Below are 19948 nucleotides of genomic sequence, written 5' to 3' on the forward strand. Positions count from 1 at the left end.
GTTACTTCCCGCCCTTGGCGACCTTGATGGTCTCCTGGCCGACGTTCTCCTCTTCGAGCGCCTCGGACTCGGCCTCGGTGCCCAGCAGGGAGCCGGAGGAGGTCTGGAAACCCTGCTTGAACTTGTCGAGCGCGACCTCCAGGGCCTGCTCGGTCTCGCTCTCGAACTTCCCGCCCTCGCGGACGGTGTCCAGGACGCCGGTGTGCTCGCGGTCGAGGAAGTCCAGGAAGTCGTCCTCAAAGCGGCGCACGTCCTCGACCGGGACGTCGTCGATGCGGCCGGTGGTGCCCATCCAGATGGAGACGACCTGCTTCTCCATCGCGAAGGGCGAGTACTGGCCCTGCTTGAGCAGCTCCATGAGGCGGGCGCCGCGGGCGAGCTGCTGCTTGGACACGGCGTCCAGGTCGGAGCTGAACGCGGAGAACGCCTCCAGCTCGCGGTACTGGGCCAGGCCCAGCCGCAGGGTGCCGGAGACCTTCTTCATCGCCTTGGTCTGGGCCGCGCCGCCGACTCGCGAGACCGAGATACCGACGTCGATGGCCGGACGCTGACCCTGGTTGAACAGGTCGGAGTCCAGGAAGACCTGGCCGTCGGTGATGGAGATGACGTTGGTGGGGATGTACGCCGAGACGTCGCCCGCCTTGGTCTCGATGATCGGCAGGGCCGTCAGCGAGCCCTTGCCCAGCTCGTCGGAGAGCTTGGCGCAGCGCTCCAGGAGGCGGGAGTGCAGGTAGAAGACGTCGCCCGGGTAGGCCTCGCGGCCCGGCGGGCGGCGCAGCAGCAGGGAGACGGCGCGGTAGGCCTCGGCCTGCTTGGTCAGGTCGTCGAAGACGATGAGGACGTGCTTGCCCTCGTACATCCAGTGCTGGCCCAGGGCCGAACCCGTGTAGGGGGCGAGGTACTTGAAGCCCGCGGCGTCGGAGGCCGGAGCGGCGACGATGGTGGTGTACTCCATCGCGCCGGCCTCTTCGAGGGCACCGCGCACGCTGGCGATGGTCGAGCCCTTCTGGCCGACCGCGACGTAGATGCAGCGCACCTGCTTGTCGGGGTCGCCGGACTCCCAGTTCGCCTTCTGGTTGATGATCGCGTCGACGCAGACCGCGGTCTTGCCGGTCTGCCGGTCGCCGATGACCAGCTGGCGCTGGCCACGGCCGATCGGGGTCATCGAGTCGATCGCCTTGATACCGGTCTGCAGCGGCTCGTGGACGGGCTTGCGCTCCATCACGGTCGCGGCCTGCAGCTCCAGCTCGCGGCGGTCGGTGGCCTCGATCTCGCCCTTGCCGTCGATGGGGGCGCCCAGGGGGTCCACCACGCGGCCGAGGAACTTGTCGCCCACCGGGACCGAGAGGAGCTGTCCGGTGCGGCGCACCTTCTGGCCCTCCTCGATACCGGTGAAGTCGCCCAGTACAACGGCACCGATCTCGCCGATCTCGAGGTTCTGGGCCAGGCCCAGGGTTCCGTCCTCGAACTTCAGCAGCTCGTTCGCCATCGCCGAGGGGAGACCGCCGACGCGGGCGATGCCGTCACCGGAGTAGGTGACGGTACCGACCTCTTCCGCGCGGGTTGCCTCAGGCTCGTACGACTGGACGAAGCGCTGCAGCGCGTCCCGGATCTCGTCCGGCCGGATCGTCAGCTCCGCCATCTCTACGTTGTCCTTGCTCTCAAGTGGCGCCTGACCGGCGCCGTGCGTACATGCCTTGCGTTCTGTCAGCCGGCCAGACGGCGCTGGGCCTCGGCGATACGCCCGGCGATGGTCCCGTCGATGACCTCGTCACCCACCTGGATGGACAGGCCACCCACGATTTCGGGGGCGACCTCGGTGTTCAGGTGGATGTCGCGGCCGTAGGCGCGCGTGAGGGCGGCCCCCAGCCGGGACTGCTGGTCCTCGCTCAGGGGGACGGCGCTGCGGACGACCGCGACGTAGCGCTTGGCGCGCTCGGCGACGATCCGCCCGTAGTTCTCCAGCGCCCGCTCCAGGTTACGTCCCCTGGGGCGGTTGACCGCTTCACCGACCAGGACCATCGTCGCGGGGTCCGCCTTGCCCGAGAGCAGCTCCTCCAGAAGAGAGGTCTTGTGCTCCGGAGCGACGCCCTCACGGGTCAGGGCGTCGCGAAGCCGGGGCTGGGAGGAGACGATCCGCTCGAAGCGGAACAGCTCGTCCTCCAGCCGGTCCAGGGCGGCGGCGCTGCGCAGGGAGGCGACGGTCGCGTAGACCGCCATGCGCTCCAGCGCGTCCACGAGGTCCCGGCCGCTCGACCAGCGGGCCGAGACGACGTCGCCGACCACCAGGACGGCCGACGGGGACACCTTGGTCTCCAGGAGCCGCCCGGTCAGGCCCGACTTGGCCTCGGCCGGGTTCGCCGGGTCGGCGAGCCAGCGGCGGAGCGAGTGCTCCGCGGTGATGAGGCCCACCACCTGGAACAGCTCCTGGCCGAGGGCGATTCCGCTGCCGGTCGTGCTGACCGACGCCAGGACGTTCTCGTCCAGGCGCCGGGTCACCTCGACCAGCGACGTGCGGCTGGTCCCACGCATCAGCGCACCTCGGCTTGCTGCTTGCCCTCGCTCCGCTCCAGCTCGTCCAGGAACCGGTCGATGACCCGGTTCTGGGCGGCGCTGTCACTGAGGCTCTCGCCGACGATGCGGCCGGCGAGCTCCGTGGAGAGCACCCCGATCTCACCCTTGAGCTGCGAGAACGCCTGCTGCCGGTCGGCCTCGATCTGGGCGTGGGCGGCCGCGACGATACGCCGTGCCTCCGCCTGTGCCTCTTCGCGCGCCTCGGCGATGATCGCCGCCCGCTGCTCCTTGGCCTTCTCCAGCTCCTGGGCGTACTCGCGGTGCGACTCTTCGAGCTTCTCGCGGTACTGCTGGCGGATCGCCTCGGCCTCGGCCTCGGCGGTCTTGGCACGCTCGATGCCGCCCTCGATGGCGTCGTGACGCTCGTCGAGGACCTTCATGACCTTGGGCACTGCCTTACGGGCCACAAAGAAGTAGACCACGGCGAGTGCGATCAGACCAAAGCCGAACTTGACCGGGTCGATCCGCAGAATGTTGTACTCGGCTGCCAACTCCACCAACATGGTCAGCCCTCCTTCGCGTCAGTCGCCATCAATACGGTTGACAGGAACTGGTCAGACGGCGAACGCGAGAACGAAGCCCAGAATGGCGAGGGCCTCGATGAGCGCGAAACCGAGGTAGATGTTGATCTGCAGCGGGCCGCGGGCCTCGGGCTGGCGGGCGATCGCCTGCATGCCCATACCGAACACGAGGCCCACGCCGATGCCGGCGCCGATGACGCTGATGCCGTAACCAACGGTGTTGATGCTGCCGGTGAGAGCGGCGATGTCCATGCTGTTTCCTTACTCGACGTCCGGCGTCACGTTATGGCGTTGGATCGGTGCGCCGGGGTTTACGGGTCTGCACGCCTCGAAACCGTCCCCGTTCCTCAGGGAGGGGGAGGGGAGGAACGAGGAGTCCTTAGTGGGCTGCTTCGAGGGACTGGTTGAGGTACAGGCTGGCCAGGAGCGTGAAGATGAACGCCTGGACCACCATGATCAGGATCTCGAAGACGAAGAAGACGAGGTATCCGACCAGCGCGGCGCCCGAGAAGAGCACGGACACGGTGGAGAGCACCGGTCCCGCGGTCAGATTGAGCATGTACCAGCCGCCGTAGGCGAACACGGCCAGCAGCAGGCTGCCCGCGAACATCGTCGCGAACAGACGCAGGGCGTGCGTCACCGGGCGGATGATGAAGACCGAGAGGAACTCGATCGGCGTGACCAGCACGTAGATCGGCTTGGGCATGCCGGGCGGGAAGATCTGGTTCTTCACGTAGCCCCAGCCGCCCTGGTGCTTCATGCCGACCACCAGGGTCATCAGGTAGATGACCAGGGAGAGCATGGCGGGGAAGGCCAGGTTGCTGTTCACCGGGAGCAGGCCCGGGATCAGGCCCGTGAAGTTCATCAGCAGGATGAAGGAGAAGATCGCCGTCAAGAACGGGAGGAAGCGGTCGCCCTTGGCACCCATGATCGGGCGGGAGATCTGGTCCCGGATGAAGAGCACGAGCATCTCTCCGACGCTCTGCCTGCGCCCGGGGACGAGGCTCAGCTTCTTGCTGAACCACGACCACAGGAGCAGGGTGGCGCCGACCGCGATGAGCAGCAGGACCATGTACAGGTCGATGCCCGCACTGCCGGGAATGCCGCCATACCACGGCTCGGGGAAGAACATCCCGACGGTGGGAGCCTCGAACCCGCAACCGTTGTCTCCGAAGAGGTGGCAACCCTCTTCGGCCGCGAGAATGCGCACGTCAGCACTCACGGCGAATCCTTTCGTCGTGACGCAAGAAAGCCTCGTTGATGGTTGTGACAGGGGTCGGCCGGGCGGGGGACCGCAGCGACGTCACCCTTGCGGAAGAGTTCAGACCTGACGTGTCTTGACGACGATCAGGTACACGGCACCGGCCACGCCGAGCACCGATCCGATGGGCAGGAAGAGCGCCCGAAAGCCTAAAAGCTCGTCCAGGCCCCAGCCGATCCCTCCCCACACCAGGACACCCGCGATGAGGGTGGAGAAGAGCTTCCAGCCGTCGGATTCGCTGGGCATGCCGGCGCCTCCGCTGGCCTGCTTGCTCGGCTCGACGCTCATCTCGCTCCGGGGTGCGACGTGGGGAAGGTTTCGGGGGTCTGTTCACCCGCCTACCGGGTTCAAGTCTAGTGCCCCCGGCCGGCAGGGCTTCGCGAGGGTGCCTCATCACGTGCTCTCCGACTCCTCGGAGGGGTCCACGTGCAGGATCTTCGCTTTGGAGGTCGCGTGGACCTGCCCGCCCAGCCAGACCACGACCACGGCGAGCGAGCTGTACACGAAGGCGTCGCTGTTCAGGCCCGCCATCAGGGGGCTGCGTCCCAGCGTCACCAGCAGCACTCCGAGCACGGCCGTCTTGACGACGAACCCGCCCAGGCTGGCGGCGAGGAACAGGTCGGGGTTGCGACGCGTGACGAGGAGGACGGCCCACTGCCCCAGGCCGAAGCAGGCGAGGACGATGGCGACCCCGAGGGCCGAGCTCAGCGCACCCGCCGTACCGGCGAACAGTGCGGACACCGCGATGGCCAGGGCTCCGCACGCGGCGCTGGGAAGCGCGGCGCCGCGGAGGATCCGGGCGTCGTGTTCCTGCATGACGAAGCTCCGTGGGAATCAGTGGGTCGGGCCTGCTCGTGAAAGCTATCACAAGGTTTTCGGTGCTGAATCCGGGGGTTCCTTAACGCGACCTTAACGCCTTGGGAAACACCCGCTCCGCCCGTTTTTCAGGCCTTGTGTCACCTTGGCCACACCCTTCACGGCCAGCACCGGGGCCCCGGGCGCCCCGCACCGAAAAGGCCCTTGGACCCCTCTCCGAGGTCACAGTCCCCTCACCGTTTCACATCGTCCGCGGAACGGGCGCCGAGCGGCCGGTCCCAGGGCAGCAGGCCGCGCCGGCGCAGCCGGGGCAGGGCGATGAGGCCGACCGCGCAGACGGCCACCAGGGCCGTCACCGTCAGCACCACGAACGCGGAGTCGAACACCGACAGGGCCACCGCGGCGAAGGCCACGATCCCCGCCCACAGGTACATCAGCAGGACGGCGCGCACGTGGCTGTGGCCCATGTCGAGCAGCCGGTGGTGCAGGTGGCCGCGGTCCGGGGCGAACGGGGACTTCCCGGCCAGGGTGCGGCGCAGTACCGCCAGGACCAGGTCGGCCAGCGGCAGGGCGATGACGAGCAGCGGCAGCGCGATGGGCAGGAACACCACCAGTCCGGAGTTGAACTCCTCGCGGGCGGTGTTGGCGTCGAACTGGCCGGTCACCGTGATGGTGATGGAGGTGAGCAGCAGGCCCAGCAGCATGGAGCCGGTGTCGCCCATGAACACCTTGGCGGGGTGGAAGTTGTGGCAGAGGAACCCGACGCAGGCGCCGGCGAGGATGATCGCGATCATCGCCGGGTACGACTGGCGGACGAACCCCTGTTCCACCGCCACCACGTAGTAGTAGGCGAAGAAGGCCAGGGCCGAGATGCCGACGATGCCCGCGGCCAGGCCGTCCAGGCCGTCGGCGAAGTTGACCGCGTTGATGGTCACCACGATGAGCAGCACCGAGACCAGCGCGCCCAGCCAGGGGCCGAGCGAGAGCTGGGTGCCGGGCAGCGGCAGCCAGAGCAGCTGCACGCCCTTGGCGACGAGGATGCCCGCCGCGGCGACCTGGCCGGCGAGCTTGCTGACCGGGCCCATCCCCCAACGGTCGTCGATGACGCCGATGACCGTGATGAGGCCGCCCGCCAGCAGCAGGCCGATCCAGGTGTCGGCGACGAACACGTTCTGCAGGTGCGGCAGCTGGGCCGAGAGCAGCAGGGCGACCGCGAACCCGCCGTAGATGGCGAGTCCGCCCAGCCGGGGGATGGGTTCGGTGTGCACGTCGCGGTCGCGCACCGGCGGGGTGGCGCCGAAGGCGATCGCGAACTTGCGCACCAGCGGAACGAGCAGGTACGTCACCGCGGCGGCGATGATGAAGGTGAGCGCGTACTCCCGCACTGCCTGGCCCTTCTGTCTCTGAGCGGGGGGCTGCCGGGGACCGGTCAGTCGCGGTCGGGTGCCTCGGAGGTCCGCGCGCCGTCGTCGGCGGGGGCCTTGTCGGCGGGTGCGGCGTCCGCGGCCGTGTCCGCCCCGTCGGCCGCGCCGGGCGCAGGTGCGCCGGTGGCCGGGTCGGTGGCGGGGGCCTCCGCCGGAGCGGCGCCCTCGGCGGGCGCACCGTCGACGGGCCGGTCCGGGTCGGGGACGGGGGCCTCACCCGCGGGGGCGGGCGCCTCGGCGGCCGGGGCGGTGTCCGCAGCGGTGTCCGCGGTCGGGGACTCCCCCGCCGGGGCGGAGCCCCCGGCGGGCGCGGTGCCGGCCTTGGGCCGGGCCGGGCCCTTGCGCAGCTCGCCGATGACGGTGCCGCACACCTCGCGCAGCCGCTCGATGGAGATGGCACCGCTGCGCAGCACCCGCGGCACCGCGTAGGTCAGGTCGACGATCGTGGAGGGCACCGACGACTCCGTCGCCCCGCCGTCGAGGTAGACGGCGATGTCCTCCTCGCCCAGCTGCGCGACGGCGTCGGCGGCCTCGGTCGCCGCCGGGCTGCCCGACTTGTTGGCGCTGCTGACCGCCATCGGGCCCGTCTCCCGGAGCAGGTCCAGGGCGACCTGGTCCATGGGCATGCGCACCGCGACGGTGCCCTTGGTGTCGCCCAGGTCCCAGGACAGGCTGGGGGTGGCGGCGCACACGAGGGTGAGCGGGCCGGGCCAGAACTCGTCCATGAGGTCGCGGCCGAACCGGCCGAGGTCGTCCACGAGGGCCATCGCCGCGCGGGTCGAGCCGACCAGCACGGGCGGGGGCATCTCGCGGCCCCGGCCCTTGGCCGCCAGCAGGCCCGCCACGGCCTTGGGGTTGAAGGCGTCGGCGCCGATGCCGTACACGGTGTCCGTGGGCAGCACGACCAGCTCGCCTCGGCGGACCGCGGACGCGGCGTCGGCGATGCCGTCCTTGCGGGCGGTCTCGTCCGCGCAGTCGTAGATGCGGCTCACCTGCGTTCACCTCGTTCTCGAACGGGCGGACCGGGCGGTGCCGGTCCGGGGCGGGGTAGGGACGACCGGGGTCAGTTCTCGTGGTCGGCCCGGCGCATGACCACGAAGCGGTCACGCCTGGCCAAATCCTTGCGGTTGAGGACGTCGCGCCAGCCCCGGTCCTCGGGGAACAGCCAGGGGATGTCGATGCCCTGGCCGTCGTGGTGCTCCACGGCCATGGCTCCGCCGGGGCGCAGGAGCCTGCGGCCGACCGCCTCCAGGTCGCGGATCATGTCCAGGCCGTCCTCGCCCGACCACAGGGCGGGGGAAGGGTCGAAGTTGCGCACCTCGGGGGGGATGCCGTCGGCCTCCCGCGTGGGCACGTACGGCGGGTTGCTGATGAGCAGGTCCACCCGGCCGTCGAGCTCGGGCAGCGCGGTGCGCATGTCGCCGTGGTGCAGGGTCACCCGGTCGGCGTGGCCGCAGGCGTCGATGTTGCGCCGGGTCCACCCCAGGGCGACCGGGTCGATCTCCACGGTGTGCACCCGCGAGCGCGGGACCTCCTGGGCGATGGAGATGGCGATGGCGCCCGATCCGGCCCCCAGGTCCACGACCAGGGGGTCGGCGACGTCCATGGAGCGCAGCGTCTCGATGGCCCAGTCGACCATGATCTCGGTCTCGGGGCGGGGGACGAACACCCCCGGTCCGACCCGGAGTTCGAGGTAGCGGAAGTAGGCGCGCCCGGTGATGTGCTGGAGGGGCTCGCGGGCCTCGCGGCGGGCGACGCACTCCCAGTAGCGGGCGTCGAAGTCGGTGTCGGCGACCGTGTGCAGTTCCCCTCGACGGACACCGTGCACGAACGCCGCGAGTTCCTCGGCGTCCGTGCGAGGCGATGCGACGCCCGCGTCCGCGAGCCTCAGTGTCGCGCGGGCGACCTCGTCGAGAAGAAGGTTCATGATCCCTGGGCCGCTTCGAGCCTCTCCTTGGTGTCCGCGTCCACGAGGGCCTTGACGACGCCGTCCAGTTCCCCGTCGAGGACCTGGTCGAGGTTGTAGGCCTTGTAGCCGACCCGGTGGTCGGAGATGCGGTTCTCCGGGAAATTGTAGGTGCGCACGCGCTCGGAGCGGTCCACGGTGCGAACCTGGCTCTTGCGCTCCGCGGCGGCCTCGGCGTCGGCGCTGGCCTGGGCCTCGGCGAAGATGCGGGCGCGCAGGATGCGCATGGCCTGCTCCTTGTTCTGGAGCTGGCTCTTCTCGTTCTGGCAGGAGGCCACGATGCCGGTGGGCAGGTGGGTGATGCGCACCGCGGAGTCGGTGGTGTTGACGCTCTGGCCGCCGGGCCCGGAGGAGCGGTAGACGTCGATGCGCAGATCCTTCTCGTGGATCTCGACCTCGATGTCCTCGGCCTCGGGGACCACCAGCACGCCGGCGGCGGAGGTGTGGATGCGGCCCTGCGACTCCGTGACGGGGACGCGCTGCACGCGGTGCACGCCGCCCTCGAACTTGAGCATCGGCCAGACGCCGGACCCCGGCTCGGGGGTGCCCTTGTTCTTGAAGGCGATCGTGATGTCCTTGTACCCGCCCAGGTCGGAAAGCGTGGTGTCGATGACCTCGGTCTTCCAGCCCTGGCGCTCGGCGTAGCGCAGGTACATGCGGACCAGGTCGGAGGCGAACAGGGCGGACTCCTCGCCGCCCTCGCCGGCCTTGACCTCCATGATGAGGTTCTTGTCGTCGGCGGGGTCGCGGGGGACGAGGAGGACGCGCAGCCGCTCGGTGAGGCGCTCGGCGTCGGCGGCCAGGCGCTCGGCCTCCTCGGCGAAGGAGGAGTCCTCGGCGGCGAGTTCGCGGGCGGCCTCGATGTCGCTCTCGGTCGCCTTGAGCGCGCGGTAGGTCTCGATGATGGGGGTGAGCTGCGCGTAGCGCTTGCCCAGCGTGCGCGCCCGGCCCTGGTCGGCGTGCACCTCCGGGTCCGCGAGCTGCTGCTCCAGCTCGTAGTACTCCCCCAGGAGGTCGTCCAGCTTCACTTGTGCCACCCCGTCTTGATTCGCGTGCCTCGCCTGCCGTGTCGCCCCCGCGGGGGCCGTGGGTCCCGCGGCGCCGGGGGTCCGGCGCCACGGGCGGAGCGGGCGGCGCTACTTGGTGCGCTTGCCGAAGCGCTTCTCGAAGCGGGCGACCCGGCCACCGGTGTCGAGGATCTTCTGCTTGCCCGTGTAGAACGGGTGGCACTCGGAGCACACCTCGGCGCGGATCTTGCCTTCGGCCACCGTGCTGTGGGTCACGAAGTGGGCACCGCAGGTGCAGGTCACCTCGGTGGCGACGTACTCGGGGTGGATGTCGGCCTTCATCGTGTGTCTCCTTGTTCATGCGCGACCGCCGGACGCACGCCTGACGCACCACCGCGCGGGTGGGGCGTCGTCGAGGTCATGCGCGAACCGGTGTCGCGGCGATCCAGGTAAGGGGCGGCGGGCTCCCGTGGAGGAGGGCCGACCGTATCCCCGGCTACCAGTTTGCCAGAACCACAACCGTGCCGTGACCGGTGTCTATTCCGTCGCCGGTTCCGCGGCCGGGCACCGGCGTCCCGGACATCCGCGCCCGGAGGGCGCGGGCCGGGTGCCCCCGGCCCGCACCGTGCCGGCGGTGGACCGGCGGGCCGGCCGGGTCCGGCGCCCGGCCCCGGACCCGGCCGCGACGGCCGCCGGCCCCCTTCCCTCAGCGGCCCGGACGGTCGGCGGCGCGGCGCGCGTCGGACCGCCGCAGGTACGCGGCCAGGCCGGCGAGCAGGAGCAGCAGGGCCGCCAGGACCGCGGTCCCGGCGTTGAACCCGACCCCGTGGATGAAGATGTGGGCCAGGGCGCCGGCGGCCAGGACGTAGTAGACCATCGGGATCACCGTCTGGCGGATCAGGTCCCCCTCTCGGCCGACGAGGCCGACCACGGCGGAGGCCGCGACCACGTTGTGCACGGTGATCATGTTGCCCGCGGCGCCGCCGGCCGCCTGGGCGGCGACCACCGTCTCGGGGGGCACGCCGATGCGTTCGGCGGTGGAGAACTGGAAGAGGGAGAACATCAGGTTGGACACGGTGTTGGACCCGGCGACGAAGGCGCCCAGGGCCCCGATCCAGGGGGCGTGGAGGGGCCAGGCCGTGCCGCCGAGCTCGGCCGCTCCGGCGGCGAGGGTCAGGGGCATGCTCGCGAGCGCGGTCTCGCCGAAGTCGGAGCCGGTGTTGATGAACACCCGCACCAGGGGGACGGCGAAGAGCAGGGCGACGGCCGCCCCGGCGAGCTGGGAGCCCGCCATCCCCCAGGAGGCGAGGATCTCCCCGCCCTTCATGCGGTGCAGGCCGTAGGTGACGAGGCAGACCAGGATGAAGGTGGCGCCCGGCGAGTAGAGGGGCTCGACGACCTGGGCCACGGAGGTGCCGAAGATGTCGGCGGCCCCGACGGTGATGCCGGTCAGCCAGGCCTTGACGGGCTCGATGGTGCGGGTGGCGACCAGGAGCGCGGCCACCAGGAGGTAGGGGGACCAGGCGCGGAGCAGGCCCATGCGCCGCTCGGCGGCGGGCCCGTCGTCCCCGTTGCCGTGGGCGAGCCTGCCGCTCCACCGGGCGAGCCAGTCCTCCCGGGGCGGGAAGTCCCAGGTTTCCCGGGGCATGAGGAAGCCCTTGCGGGCGGTGAGGACGACGATGACCAGGCCGGTGAGGGCGCCGAGGAGGCTGGTGAACTCCACGCCGAGGAAGTGGTTGTACAGGACGGAGGGGACGGTCATGGCGAAGGCCGAGAAGAGGGCGAACCTCCACACCCCGAACCCGTCGGAGAACCGCCGCCGCCCGCCGTAGAAACCGCAGAGCATGCAGCTGATGAAGAGCGGGACGAGGGTGCCGGCCGCGGCGTGCAGCAGGACGGTCTGGAACCCGATGTGGGAGACGAACTCGGGCAGCGTCAGCCCCAGCGCCGAGGCGCGCTCGGCGACGTCGGGCGAGCCCTCCAGCCCGCCGGCGACCCCGACCAGGATGGGGGTGCCCACCGCCCCGAAGCTGACGGGGGTGCTCTGGATGACCAGGCCGACCATGACGGCGGCCATGGCGGGGAAGCCCAGGGCGAACAGCAGGGGCGCGACGACCGCGGCGGGGGTGCCGAACCCGGAGGCGCCCTCGATGAAGCTCCCGAAGAGCCATCCGATGATGATGGCCTGGACCCGCCGGTCCGGGCTGATGTCGGTGAACGTGGCCCGGATGGTGGCGATGGCGCCGCTCTTGGTGAGGGTCGCCAGCAGGAGCAGGGCTCCGAAGATGATGTAGAGCAGGCCGATGGCGAGGATCAGGCCCTGGACGGTGGAGGCCGCGATCGCCACCCACTCGGTGTTCCAGGCGGTGACGGCGATGAGGACGACCACCGCGTAGCCGACGGGCATGGCGTACATGGCGGGGACGCGGAACCCGACGAGCAGGACTCCGACGAGCAGGATCGGCGTGAGTGCGAGAAGGCTGAGCAGGGCGGGGTTGTCCATGTGGACGGCTCCCTGGTCCGGCTGGGGTACTCGGCCGGGCCGACCCTAAAACGTTCTCCGCGGCGACGACAGACCCCCGGAGTGACCTGCAACACATCGGTGATCTTTTTCGCCTGACAGCCCGGGTTTTCCGCATCCTGAAACCAGGCGGCCCCTCCCCCGGGTGGGGAAGGGGCCTCGGCTCCCCTGGTCGACACCCGCTCACAGCGGGGCGGGCCGGTTCCGTGGAGGCGCGACTCGGGCCGGCCCTGGTTTCCCACAACAGGCCCGGGGGCGAGCGGGACCTCCGGGGACGCCGACGACGAACGGCGGCCCTCCCCCGGTGGGGAGGGCCGCCGCGGGTGCCACGGGTACCGCGGTCAGGTGCTCTTCTGCACCTGGAGCAGGAACTCGGCGTTGCTCTTGGAGTCCTTCATCCTGTCCAGGAGCAGCTCGATGGCCTGCTGGGAGTCGAGCGCGTGCAGGACACGGCGCAGCTTCCAGACGACGGCGAGCTCCTCCTGCGACATGAGGATCTCCTCCTTGCGGGTGCTGGAGGCGTCCACGTCGACCGCGGGGAAGATGCGCTTGTCGGCCAGGGAGCGGCTGAGCTTGAGCTCCATGTTGCCGGTGCCCTTGAACTCCTCGAAGATCACCTCGTCGGCGCGCGAGCCGGTCTCCACCAGCGCGGTGGCCAGGATGGTGAGCGACCCGCCGCCCTCGATGTTGCGGGCGGCGCCGAAGAAGCGCTTGGGCGGGTACAGCGCCGTGGAGTCCACACCGCCGGACATGATGCGCCCGCTGGCCGGGGCGGCCAGGTTGTAGGCGCGGCCCAGGCGGGTGATGGAGTCCAGCAGGACGACGACGTCCATGCCCATCTCGACCAGGCGCTTGGCCCGCTCGATGGCCAGGTCGGCGACGACCGTGTGGTCCTCGGCCGGACGGTCGAAGGTCGAGTGGATGACCTCGCCCTTGACCGTGCGCTGCATGTCGGTGACCTCCTCGGGACGTTCGTCCACGAGGATCACCATGAGGTAGCACTCCGGGTTGTTCTCGGTGATGGCGTTGGCGATCGCCTGCATCACCATCGTCTTGCCCGCCTTGGGCGGGGAGACGATCAGGCCGCGCTGGCCCTTGCCGATCGGCGCGACCAGGTCGATGATGCGCGTGGTCAGCACGCCCGGCTCGGTCTCCAGGCGGAGCCGCTCCTGCGGGTACAGGGGGACGAGCTTGGAGAACTCCTGGCGGTGCCTGGCCTGCTCCGGCGACATGCCGTTGACCGAGTCCAGGCGCACCAGGGCGTTGAACTTCTCCTTGCGCTCGCCGTCGCGGGGCTGGCGGACCGCGCCGATGATGTGGTCGCCCTTGCGCAGGCCGTGCTTGCGCACCTGGGCCAGGGAGACGTAGACGTCGCTGGACCCGGGCAGGTAGCCGGTGGTGCGGACGAAGGCGTAGTTGTCGAGGATGTCGAGGATGCCCGCGACCGGCAGCAGGACGTCGTCCTCGCCGATCACCGGTTCCGGCTCCTGGCCGCCCCGGCCGCCGCGGCGGTCCCTGCGGTCCCGGCGGCGACCCCGGCGGCGACCGCCGAACTCGTCGTCGTCGGCGTTGCCGCCGCCGCGTCCCTGCGGGCTGCCGCCCTGGCCACCGCCCTGCGGGCCGCCGCCCTGCTGGGCGTTTCCGGCGCCCTGGTCGTCGCCGCCGCGGTTGCGGTTGCGGCGGTTGCGCTGGCGCTCACGACCCTGTCCGGACCGGCCTTCGCGGTCCTCGGAGCTGTCGGAGCCGGTCTTCTGGGGGGTGCTGGATGTCTTGGTCACGCTGCTCGCGGAGGTAGAGGAGTCGGTGCCGTCCACCGATCGGGTCTGGTCGCCGCCCTCGTCCCCGCGCCTGCGGGAGGAGCGGCGGCTGCGGGGCGCCTTCTCGCCCCGCCCCTGGGAGTCGGTCACGGCCTGGTCCGACGACCGGTCGGCGCGCGTGCGCGCCTCGTCCGAGCCCGACGGCTCCTGGAACCGGCTGTCGGTTGCCTCGACCTTACCGGCCTCGGGCTCGGTCTCGGCCTTCTTCGGCGATTTGGCCTTGGCCGGTGCTCCCACGGGACCGCCCTGCTTGGCCTCGATCGCGGCGATGACGTCGCTCTTGCGCATGCGCCCCGTGCCGGTGATGCCCAGGCTCGACGCGAGCTTCTGCAACTCGGGGAGCTTCAGGGCGGCGAGACCGGTGCCGCGCGCCGCGGCGCGGGACCTGCTCGGCGACGTCGTGGCCGCAGCGTCGCCGGCCTCCGCTCCGGAGGCGTCGGCGCTGTTCTTGCTGTCGACCGCCGCGTCCGTTCGGAGTTCGGTGGTGTCGCTCACTAAGGGTCCTTCCCAAGGAGCGGGCTTCGGCCGTCAGCGGGTGCTGGAGCGGCCGGCCCGGTGGTGCGAACCGGCTGGGCCGGGTAGGGCGTGCCCCACGTGGATGTTCGGAAACCGGCGAGAAGACGGTCCCCTACCCGATCGCGGCGGGCTCTGGGTACAGCCGGACGTCGGGGCGGATGGCTCGGTGGTGCTGCCGATCGACCGCGGCGGAGCGCTCATCCGGGGAGGAGGAGCAGGCAGCGGAGACGTCGACACAGTCGCGGGGACACCGCGGAATCGACACACCGGCCACCGCCTCCGGACGGTCGTGGGACCGGACCACCGGAGTATGGGATGCGGAGGCCGCTGTGGCGGATGAGCACTCGCCCCTCAACGGGGCATCTGGTGCTTCACCTAGCCTAACATCACCAGAGGCCACGGCTATTCCTCGACACATGGTGCTACGGATGGGGAGATGGGGACCGCACCCCCGCCTGCTCGACCGGCAGGGGGCGTATGTCCCAATCATTACCCGCACTCCGACGGATTGAATCAAGCACTTCGGTGATTTCCGGCGAATCGACCCCGGCGGCCCCCTCCGCCACGGAGCACAGCACCAGCACCGTGGGCCCCGCCCCGGAGACCACGGCGGGCAGTCCCCGCTGGTCACGCAGGTCGCGGACGAGGTCGAGGGTGCGCGGCATGGCGGGCGCCCGGTACTCCTCGTGTAGCCGATCCCGGGTGGCCGCGTACAGGGTTTCGGGATGGCCACAAACGGCCGCCGTCATGAGCGCCGCGCGGCCCGCGTTGAAGGCCGCGTCGGCGTGGGGGACGCTCCCGGGCAGCAGCCCGCGGGCGCGCTCGGTGGACAGCCGCCACTGCGGGACGCACAGCACCGGCATCAGGCGCGGGTCGGGCTCCAGGGAGACGGCGCCCCAGCGGTCGCCCTCGCGGTAGGCGACGGTGTAGCCGCCGAAGACGCACGGGGCGACGTTGTCCGGGTGGCCCTCCAGGTCGGCGGCGACCTGGTAGATCCAGTCGCGGTCGGGGCCGCCGTCGGGGCCGGCGCGCCCGAGCAGTGCGGCGGCCGCGGCGACGCCCCCGACGATCGCCGAGGACGACGAGCCCAGGCCGCGCGCGTGCGGGATGCGGTTGACGCAGGTCAGCGTGAGTCCGGGGAGCTTCTCACCGGCACGGTCGAACGCCTCGGCCATGGCGCGCACGACGAGGTGGCGGTGGTCGGTGGGAACCTCGTCCGCCCCCTCGCCGCGCACCTCCACCCGGAGTTCGCCGTCGTCGCGCGGTACCGCCTCGAAGTCGTTGTACAGGGTCAGCGCGAGGCCCAGGGCGTCGAAGCCCGGGCCCAGGTTGGCGCTGGTGGCCGGGGCGCGGACGGACACCCGGGCGGGGCGCGGTGGGGTCATGGCGGGGTTTCTCATCTTCCGTGTTCACGGCGGGCCGGCTCCCGCGGGGCCGCGTCGGCGCGGCCCCGCGGGAGGGCGGTCAGGCCAGGTCCAGGGCCCGGGCCGCGGCCAGGGCGTCGACCGGGACGGTGGTGGCCGAGGAGGCTCCGGCCAGGGCCCAGTCGGGGTCCTTGAGGCCGTTGCCGGTGACCGTGCAGACGATCCGGCTGCCGCGCTCGACGAGACCGGCGCCGACGGCCTGGAGGAGGCCGGCGACGGAGGCGGCGGAGGCGAGTTCGACGAACACGCCCTCCTCGGCGGCCAGCAGCCGGTAGGCGGCCATGATCTGGCGGTCGGTGACCTTGTCGATGATCCCGCCGGACTCGTCGCGCGCCTGCTCGGCCAGGCTCCAGGAGGCCGGGTTGCCGATGCGGATGGCGGTGGCGATGGTGCTCGGGCTGGTCACCGGGGCGCCGTTGACGATCGGCGCCGCGCCGCTGGCCTGGAAGCCGAACATGCGCGGGCTGCGGGTGGAGACCCCGTCGCGGGCGTACTCGGTGTAGCCCATCCAGTACGCGGAGATGTTCCCGGCGTTGCCGACGGGGATGCAGTGGATGTCGGGGGCGTCGCCCAGGGCGTCGACGATCTCGAAGGCGGCGGTCTTCTGGCCCTGGAGGCGGTAGGGGTTGACCGAGTTCACCAGGGCGACCGGGTAGTCGACGCTGAGCTTGCGGGCGAGTTCGAGGCAGTCGTCGAAGTTGCCGTCGACCTGGAGCAGGCGGGCGCCGTGGACGAGTGCCTGGGCCAGCTTGCCCATGGCGATCTTGCCCTGGGGCACCAGGACGGCGCAGGTCATCCCGGCGCGGATGGCGTAGGCAGCGGCGCTGGCGCTGGTGTTGCCGGTGGAGGCGCAGATGACGGCCTTGGCGCCGTCCTCGGCGGCCTTGGTGATGGCCATCGTCATGCCCCGGTCCTTGAAGGAGCCGGTGGGGTTGAGCCCCTCCACCTTGAGGAAGACCTCGCAGCCGGTGAGCTCGGACACGCGCGTGGCGGGCAGCAGGGGCGTGCCGCCCTCCTGGAGGGTGACGACCGGGGTGCTCTCGTTGACGGGGAGGCGGTCGCGGTACTCCTCGACGATGCCTCGCCAGGCCCGTGCCATGCTCACGACGGTTTCCCTTTCGGGTGGATGCGGTTTCCGCTCGACGCGCGGTGGAAAGGCGGGGCGGACCGCCCCTGGGCGGGGCCGCGTCGCGGCCCCCACCTGCCACGAGTCTACGGCCCGGCCGGAATCATCTCGAATCGCGGTCGCACTTGTCCGTATGCCGAGACGGCCCGCGCGGGACCGGGGGGCGGGCGCAGCGCCCGGCCCCCGTCCCCGGCCGGGTTCACTCCGCGAAGGTCTCCACGCGCATCACGCTGGCGACCTCGCGGACCATGTCGTGGCCGCGCAGGTCCTCGACGGTGCGGCGGAGCGCGGCGTCCGGCGCCGGGTGGCTGACCAGCACCAGCTGCGCGTCGTCGCCGCGCCCCTCCTGGCGCACGTTCTTGATCGACACCTGGTGGCGGGCGAAGATGTCGGCGACCCTGGACAGCACGCCCGGACGGTCGGCCACGTCCAGCGACACGTGGTAGCTGGTGATGGTCTCGCCCATGTCGTGGACCGCCAGGCCGGTGTCGTGCCCGCCCTCGGCGACGGAGGTCCCCGCCCGGCGGTTGCGCGCCACGGCCACCACGTCGCCCAGCACCGCGCTGGCCGTGGGGGTGCCGCCCGCGCCGGCGCCGTAGAACATCAGCCGGCCCGCCGACTCGGCCTCCACGAACACCGCGTTGTAGGCCTCCTTGACGCTCGCCAGCGGGTGGTCGACCGGCAGCATCACCGGGTGGACGCGCACGCCCACCGACTTGTCGTCCTCCGAGCGCTGGCAGATCGCCAGGAGTTTGACCACGCAGCCCATCGCGCGGGCGCTCGCGATGTCGGCGGCGGTCACCCCGGTGATGCCCTCGCGGTGCACGTCCGCGGCGGTCACCCGCTGGGTGTGGAACGCCAGCCGGGCCAGGATCGCGGCCTTGGCCGCGGCGTCGAAGCCCTCCACGTCGGCCGTGGGGTCGGCCTCGGCGTAGCCCAGCGCCTGCGCCTCCTCCAGGGACTCCGTGAACCCGGCGCCCAGGGAGTCCATCCGGTCCAGGATGTAGTTGGTGGTGCCGTTGACGATGCCCAGGACCCGGTTGACGCGGTCGCCGGCCAGCGAGTCGCGCAGCGGGCGCAGCAGCGGGATCGCACCCGCCACCGACGCCTCGTAGTAGAGGTCCACCCCGGCCTCGCGGGCGGCGGCGTGCAGCGTCTGGCCGTCCTCCGCCAGCAGCGCCTTGTTGGCCGTGACCACGGACTTGCCGGCCCCGATCGCCGCGAGGATCAGCGAGCGGGCCGGCTCGATCCCGCCGATCACCTCGACCACGACGTCGATGTCGGGCCGCGTGGCCAGGGCCATGGCGTCGGTGGTCAGCAGCTCGGGCGCAACACCGCGGGCGCGGTCGATGCGCCGCACGGCGATCCCGGCGACCTCGATGGGCGTGCCGACCCGTGCGGCCAGCTCCTCGGACTGCTCCTCGATCAGGCGGACGACTTGCGAACCCACAACGCCGCATCCGAGCAGCGCCACCTTCATGGCCATTTGGGCGTGACTCCCAGTTCTCTCGTGATCCTCTGACCGTCTTCGCGCGGACCGGTCAGCCGACGTCCAGGCGGAGGAGGTCCTCCTCGGTCTCCCTGCGCACGATCACGCGGGCGGCACCGTCCCGGACCGCGACCATCGCGGGCCGGGGCAGGTGGTTGTAGTTGCTCGCCATGGAGAGGCAGTAGGCGCCGGTGGCCGCGACCGCGACGAGGTCGCCCGGGCGCAGGTCGGCGGGCAGGTGCAGGTCGTGCACGATGATGTCGCCGCTCTCGCAGTGCTTGCCCACCAGGCGGGACAGCATCGGCCCGGCGTCGCTCTCGCGCGAGACGAGGCGGCCGGTGTACTGGGCCCCGTACAGGGCGGTGCGGATGTTGTCGCTCATGCCGCCGTCGACGCTGACGTAGGTGCGGATGCCCTCGACGTCCTTGACCGTGCCGACCTCGTAGACGGTGATCCCGGGGGGACCCGCGATGGCGCGGCCCGGCTCGACCGCCAGGCGCGGCACCGGCAGGCCCGCCTCCTCGCACTCGCGCCGCACGATGGAGGTGAGGCTGTCGGCGATGGTCTTGGGGTCCAGCGGGGCGTCGTCGGAGACGTAGGCGATGCCGAGTCCGCCGCCCAGGTCCAGCTCCGCCAGGGTGACGCCCAGGTCGGTGTGGACGTCGGCGAGGAACCGGGTGACGCGCCGGGCGGCCACCTCGAAGCCGGAGGTGTCGAAGATCTGCGAGCCGATGTGCGAGTGCAGGCCCACCAGGTCCAGGTGCGGGGCGGCCAGCACCCGGCGGACCGCCTCGGCCGCGGCGCCGGTGCTGAGCGCGAAGCCGAACTTCTGGTCGTCGTGGGCGGTGGCCACGAACTCGTGGGTGTGGGCCTCGACGCCGGTGGTGACGCGGATCAGGACCGCGCAGGTCCGGTCCAGGTCGGCGGCGACGGCCTCCAGGCGCTCGATCTCGTCCAGCGAGTCGATGATGATCCGGCCGACCCCGGCCTCGGCCGCGCGGCGCAGCTCGCGCTCCGACTTGTTGTTGCCGTGCATGCCGATGCGCTCGGCGGGCACCCCCGCGGCCAGGGCCACCGCCAGCTCGCCACCCGAGCAGACGTCGAGCTTGAGGCCCTCCTCGATGACCCAGCGGGCCACCGCCTTGGTGAGCAGGGCCTTGCCCGCGTAGTAGACGTCGGACCCGGCGAACGCGGTCGCGTAGTCGCGGGCGCGCGCCCGGAAGTCCTCCTCGTCCATGACGAAGAGCGGCGTCCGGTGGGCGTCGGCCAGCTCGCGCACGCCGACGCCGCCCACGACCAGCTCGCCGTCCTCACGGCGGGCGGTGGCGGGCCACACGCGGGGATCCAGGGAGTTCAGGTCCTCGGGCGGCAGCGGCGGGTTGTCCTCGGGGAGGATCTCCGCGTGGCGGGATCCGGCGGGGTGGGCGTAGCGGCTCATAACGGGCTTTCGACTGGAACGGCGTGACGGGAGGGACGGCACCCCTCC

17 protein-coding genes and 1 pseudogene are annotated in these 19948 nt (G+C 71.4%); all 18 read right to left on the reverse strand.

Going from position 1 to position 19948, the window contains the following annotated elements; translation table 11 throughout:
• Window position 1 precedes the first annotated feature (1 nt).
• On the reverse strand, window positions 2-1642 hold the full coding sequence (gene atpA / locus BUE45_RS13685) for a F0F1 ATP synthase subunit alpha (RefSeq protein ID WP_073379700.1): 1641 nt from the start codon (window positions 1640-1642) through the stop codon (window positions 2-4).
• 65 nt (window positions 1643-1707) lie between these two features.
• The gene (locus tag BUE45_RS13690) at window positions 1708-2532 is read right to left on the reverse strand and encodes a F0F1 ATP synthase subunit delta (RefSeq protein WP_073379701.1); all 825 of its coding nucleotides are present in this window, start codon (window positions 2530-2532) and stop codon (window positions 1708-1710) included.
• Window positions 2532-3074 carry a F0F1 ATP synthase subunit B gene (locus BUE45_RS13695; RefSeq protein WP_178378542.1) on the reverse strand — a complete coding sequence of 181 codons (543 nt, stop codon included), beginning with the start codon at window positions 3072-3074 and terminating at the stop codon, window positions 2532-2534. Before BUE45_RS13695 ends, BUE45_RS13690 begins: the two co-directional genes overlap by 1 nt.
• 54 nt (window positions 3075-3128) lie before the next feature.
• Window positions 3129-3347, reverse strand: a complete 219-nt coding sequence (atpE, locus tag BUE45_RS13700) for an ATP synthase F0 subunit C (protein WP_073379703.1) — start codon at window positions 3345-3347, stop codon at window positions 3129-3131.
• Between the two features lie 127 nt (window positions 3348-3474).
• Complete coding sequence (gene atpB / locus BUE45_RS13705) at window positions 3475-4305, reverse strand: F0F1 ATP synthase subunit A (RefSeq protein WP_073379704.1); 831 nt, start codon at window positions 4303-4305, stop codon at window positions 3475-3477.
• 111 nt (window positions 4306-4416) lie between these two features.
• Window positions 4417-4644 carry an AtpZ/AtpI family protein gene (locus tag BUE45_RS13710; protein ID WP_073379705.1) on the reverse strand — a complete coding sequence of 76 codons (228 nt, stop codon included), beginning with the start codon at window positions 4642-4644 and terminating at the stop codon, window positions 4417-4419.
• A 105-nt stretch (window positions 4645-4749) separates the two neighbouring features.
• Window positions 4750-5172: a Cg1360 family ATP-synthase-associated protein gene (locus BUE45_RS13715; RefSeq protein WP_073379706.1), complete on the reverse strand. Its 423-nt coding sequence runs from the start codon at window positions 5170-5172 to the stop codon at window positions 4750-4752.
• A gap of 233 nt (window positions 5173-5405) precedes the next feature.
• Window positions 5406-6557, reverse strand: a complete 1152-nt coding sequence (locus tag BUE45_RS13720; RefSeq protein WP_073379707.1) for an MraY family glycosyltransferase — start codon at window positions 6555-6557, stop codon at window positions 5406-5408.
• A 251-nt stretch (window positions 6558-6808) separates the two neighbouring features.
• Window positions 6809-7588, reverse strand: a pseudogene (locus BUE45_RS13725) (L-threonylcarbamoyladenylate synthase); the annotation flags it as partial.
• A gap of 71 nt (window positions 7589-7659) precedes the next feature.
• On the reverse strand, window positions 7660-8523 hold the full coding sequence (gene prmC, locus BUE45_RS13730) for a peptide chain release factor N(5)-glutamine methyltransferase (protein WP_073379708.1): 864 nt from the start codon (window positions 8521-8523) through the stop codon (window positions 7660-7662).
• Window positions 8520-9590, reverse strand: a complete 1071-nt coding sequence (gene prfA / locus BUE45_RS13735; RefSeq protein WP_073379709.1) for a peptide chain release factor 1 — start codon at window positions 9588-9590, stop codon at window positions 8520-8522. The genes prmC and prfA overlap by 4 nt, the downstream gene beginning before the upstream one ends.
• 108 nt (window positions 9591-9698) lie before the next feature.
• Window positions 9699-9911 carry a 50S ribosomal protein L31 gene (gene rpmE / locus BUE45_RS13740; RefSeq protein WP_073379710.1) on the reverse strand — a complete coding sequence of 71 codons (213 nt, stop codon included), beginning with the start codon at window positions 9909-9911 and terminating at the stop codon, window positions 9699-9701.
• Window positions 9912-10275: 364 nt separating this feature from the next.
• Window positions 10276-12072 carry an L-lactate permease gene (locus tag BUE45_RS13745; RefSeq protein WP_073379711.1) on the reverse strand — a complete coding sequence of 599 codons (1797 nt, stop codon included), beginning with the start codon at window positions 12070-12072 and terminating at the stop codon, window positions 10276-10278.
• Between the two features lie 359 nt (window positions 12073-12431).
• Window positions 12432-14402, reverse strand: coding sequence for a transcription termination factor Rho (gene rho, locus BUE45_RS13750; RefSeq protein WP_073379712.1), 1971 nt, complete (start codon window positions 14400-14402; stop codon window positions 12432-12434).
• Between the two features lie 443 nt (window positions 14403-14845).
• Window positions 14846-15808, reverse strand: coding sequence for a homoserine kinase (gene thrB / locus BUE45_RS13755; RefSeq protein WP_073379713.1), 963 nt, complete (start codon window positions 15806-15808; stop codon window positions 14846-14848).
• Between the two features lie 79 nt (window positions 15809-15887).
• Window positions 15888-16946 carry a threonine synthase gene (gene thrC / locus BUE45_RS13760; protein ID WP_178378544.1) on the reverse strand — a complete coding sequence of 353 codons (1059 nt, stop codon included), beginning with the start codon at window positions 16944-16946 and terminating at the stop codon, window positions 15888-15890.
• A 226-nt stretch (window positions 16947-17172) separates the two neighbouring features.
• Window positions 17173-18459 carry a homoserine dehydrogenase gene (locus tag BUE45_RS13765; protein WP_073379715.1) on the reverse strand — a complete coding sequence of 429 codons (1287 nt, stop codon included), beginning with the start codon at window positions 18457-18459 and terminating at the stop codon, window positions 17173-17175.
• Between the two features lie 55 nt (window positions 18460-18514).
• On the reverse strand, window positions 18515-19900 hold the full coding sequence (gene lysA / locus BUE45_RS13770; protein WP_073379716.1) for a diaminopimelate decarboxylase: 1386 nt from the start codon (window positions 19898-19900) through the stop codon (window positions 18515-18517).
• Window positions 19901-19948: the final 48 nt, after the last annotated feature.

The organism is Nocardiopsis flavescens (genome assembly GCF_900141985.1).
Taxonomy (GTDB): Bacteria; Actinomycetota; Actinomycetes; order Streptosporangiales; family Streptosporangiaceae; genus Nocardiopsis; species Nocardiopsis flavescens.

What these genes read in the sequence shown, in the direction of transcription:
- lysA (WP_073379716.1), bottom strand. Translation starts at nt 19,900, where the DNA reads ATGAGCCGCTACGCCCACCCCGCCGGATCCCGCCACGCGGAGATCCTC.
- rpmE (WP_073379710.1), bottom strand. Translation starts at nt 9,911, where the DNA reads ATGAAGGCCGACATCCACCCCGAGTACGTCGCCACCGAGGTGACCTGC.
- BUE45_RS13765 (WP_073379715.1), bottom strand. Translation starts at nt 18,459, where the DNA reads ATGGCCATGAAGGTGGCGCTGCTCGGATGCGGCGTTGTGGGTTCGCAA.
- BUE45_RS13690 (WP_073379701.1), bottom strand. Translation starts at nt 2,532, where the DNA reads ATGCGTGGGACCAGCCGCACGTCGCTGGTCGAGGTGACCCGGCGCCTG.
- thrC (WP_178378544.1), bottom strand. Translation starts at nt 16,946, where the DNA reads ATGGCACGGGCCTGGCGAGGCATCGTCGAGGAGTACCGCGACCGCCTC.
- atpA (WP_073379700.1), bottom strand. Translation starts at nt 1,642, where the DNA reads ATGGCGGAGCTGACGATCCGGCCGGACGAGATCCGGGACGCGCTGCAG.
- thrB (WP_073379713.1), bottom strand. Translation starts at nt 15,808, where the DNA reads ATGACCCCACCGCGCCCCGCCCGGGTGTCCGTCCGCGCCCCGGCCACC.
- atpE (WP_073379703.1), bottom strand. Translation starts at nt 3,347, where the DNA reads ATGGACATCGCCGCTCTCACCGGCAGCATCAACACCGTTGGTTACGGC.
- prmC (WP_073379708.1), bottom strand. Translation starts at nt 8,523, where the DNA reads ATGAACCTTCTTCTCGACGAGGTCGCCCGCGCGACACTGAGGCTCGCG.
- BUE45_RS13715 (WP_073379706.1), bottom strand. Translation starts at nt 5,172, where the DNA reads ATGCAGGAACACGACGCCCGGATCCTCCGCGGCGCCGCGCTTCCCAGC.
- BUE45_RS13710 (WP_073379705.1), bottom strand. Translation starts at nt 4,644, where the DNA reads ATGAGCGTCGAGCCGAGCAAGCAGGCCAGCGGAGGCGCCGGCATGCCC.
- BUE45_RS13745 (WP_073379711.1), bottom strand. Translation starts at nt 12,072, where the DNA reads ATGGACAACCCCGCCCTGCTCAGCCTTCTCGCACTCACGCCGATCCTG.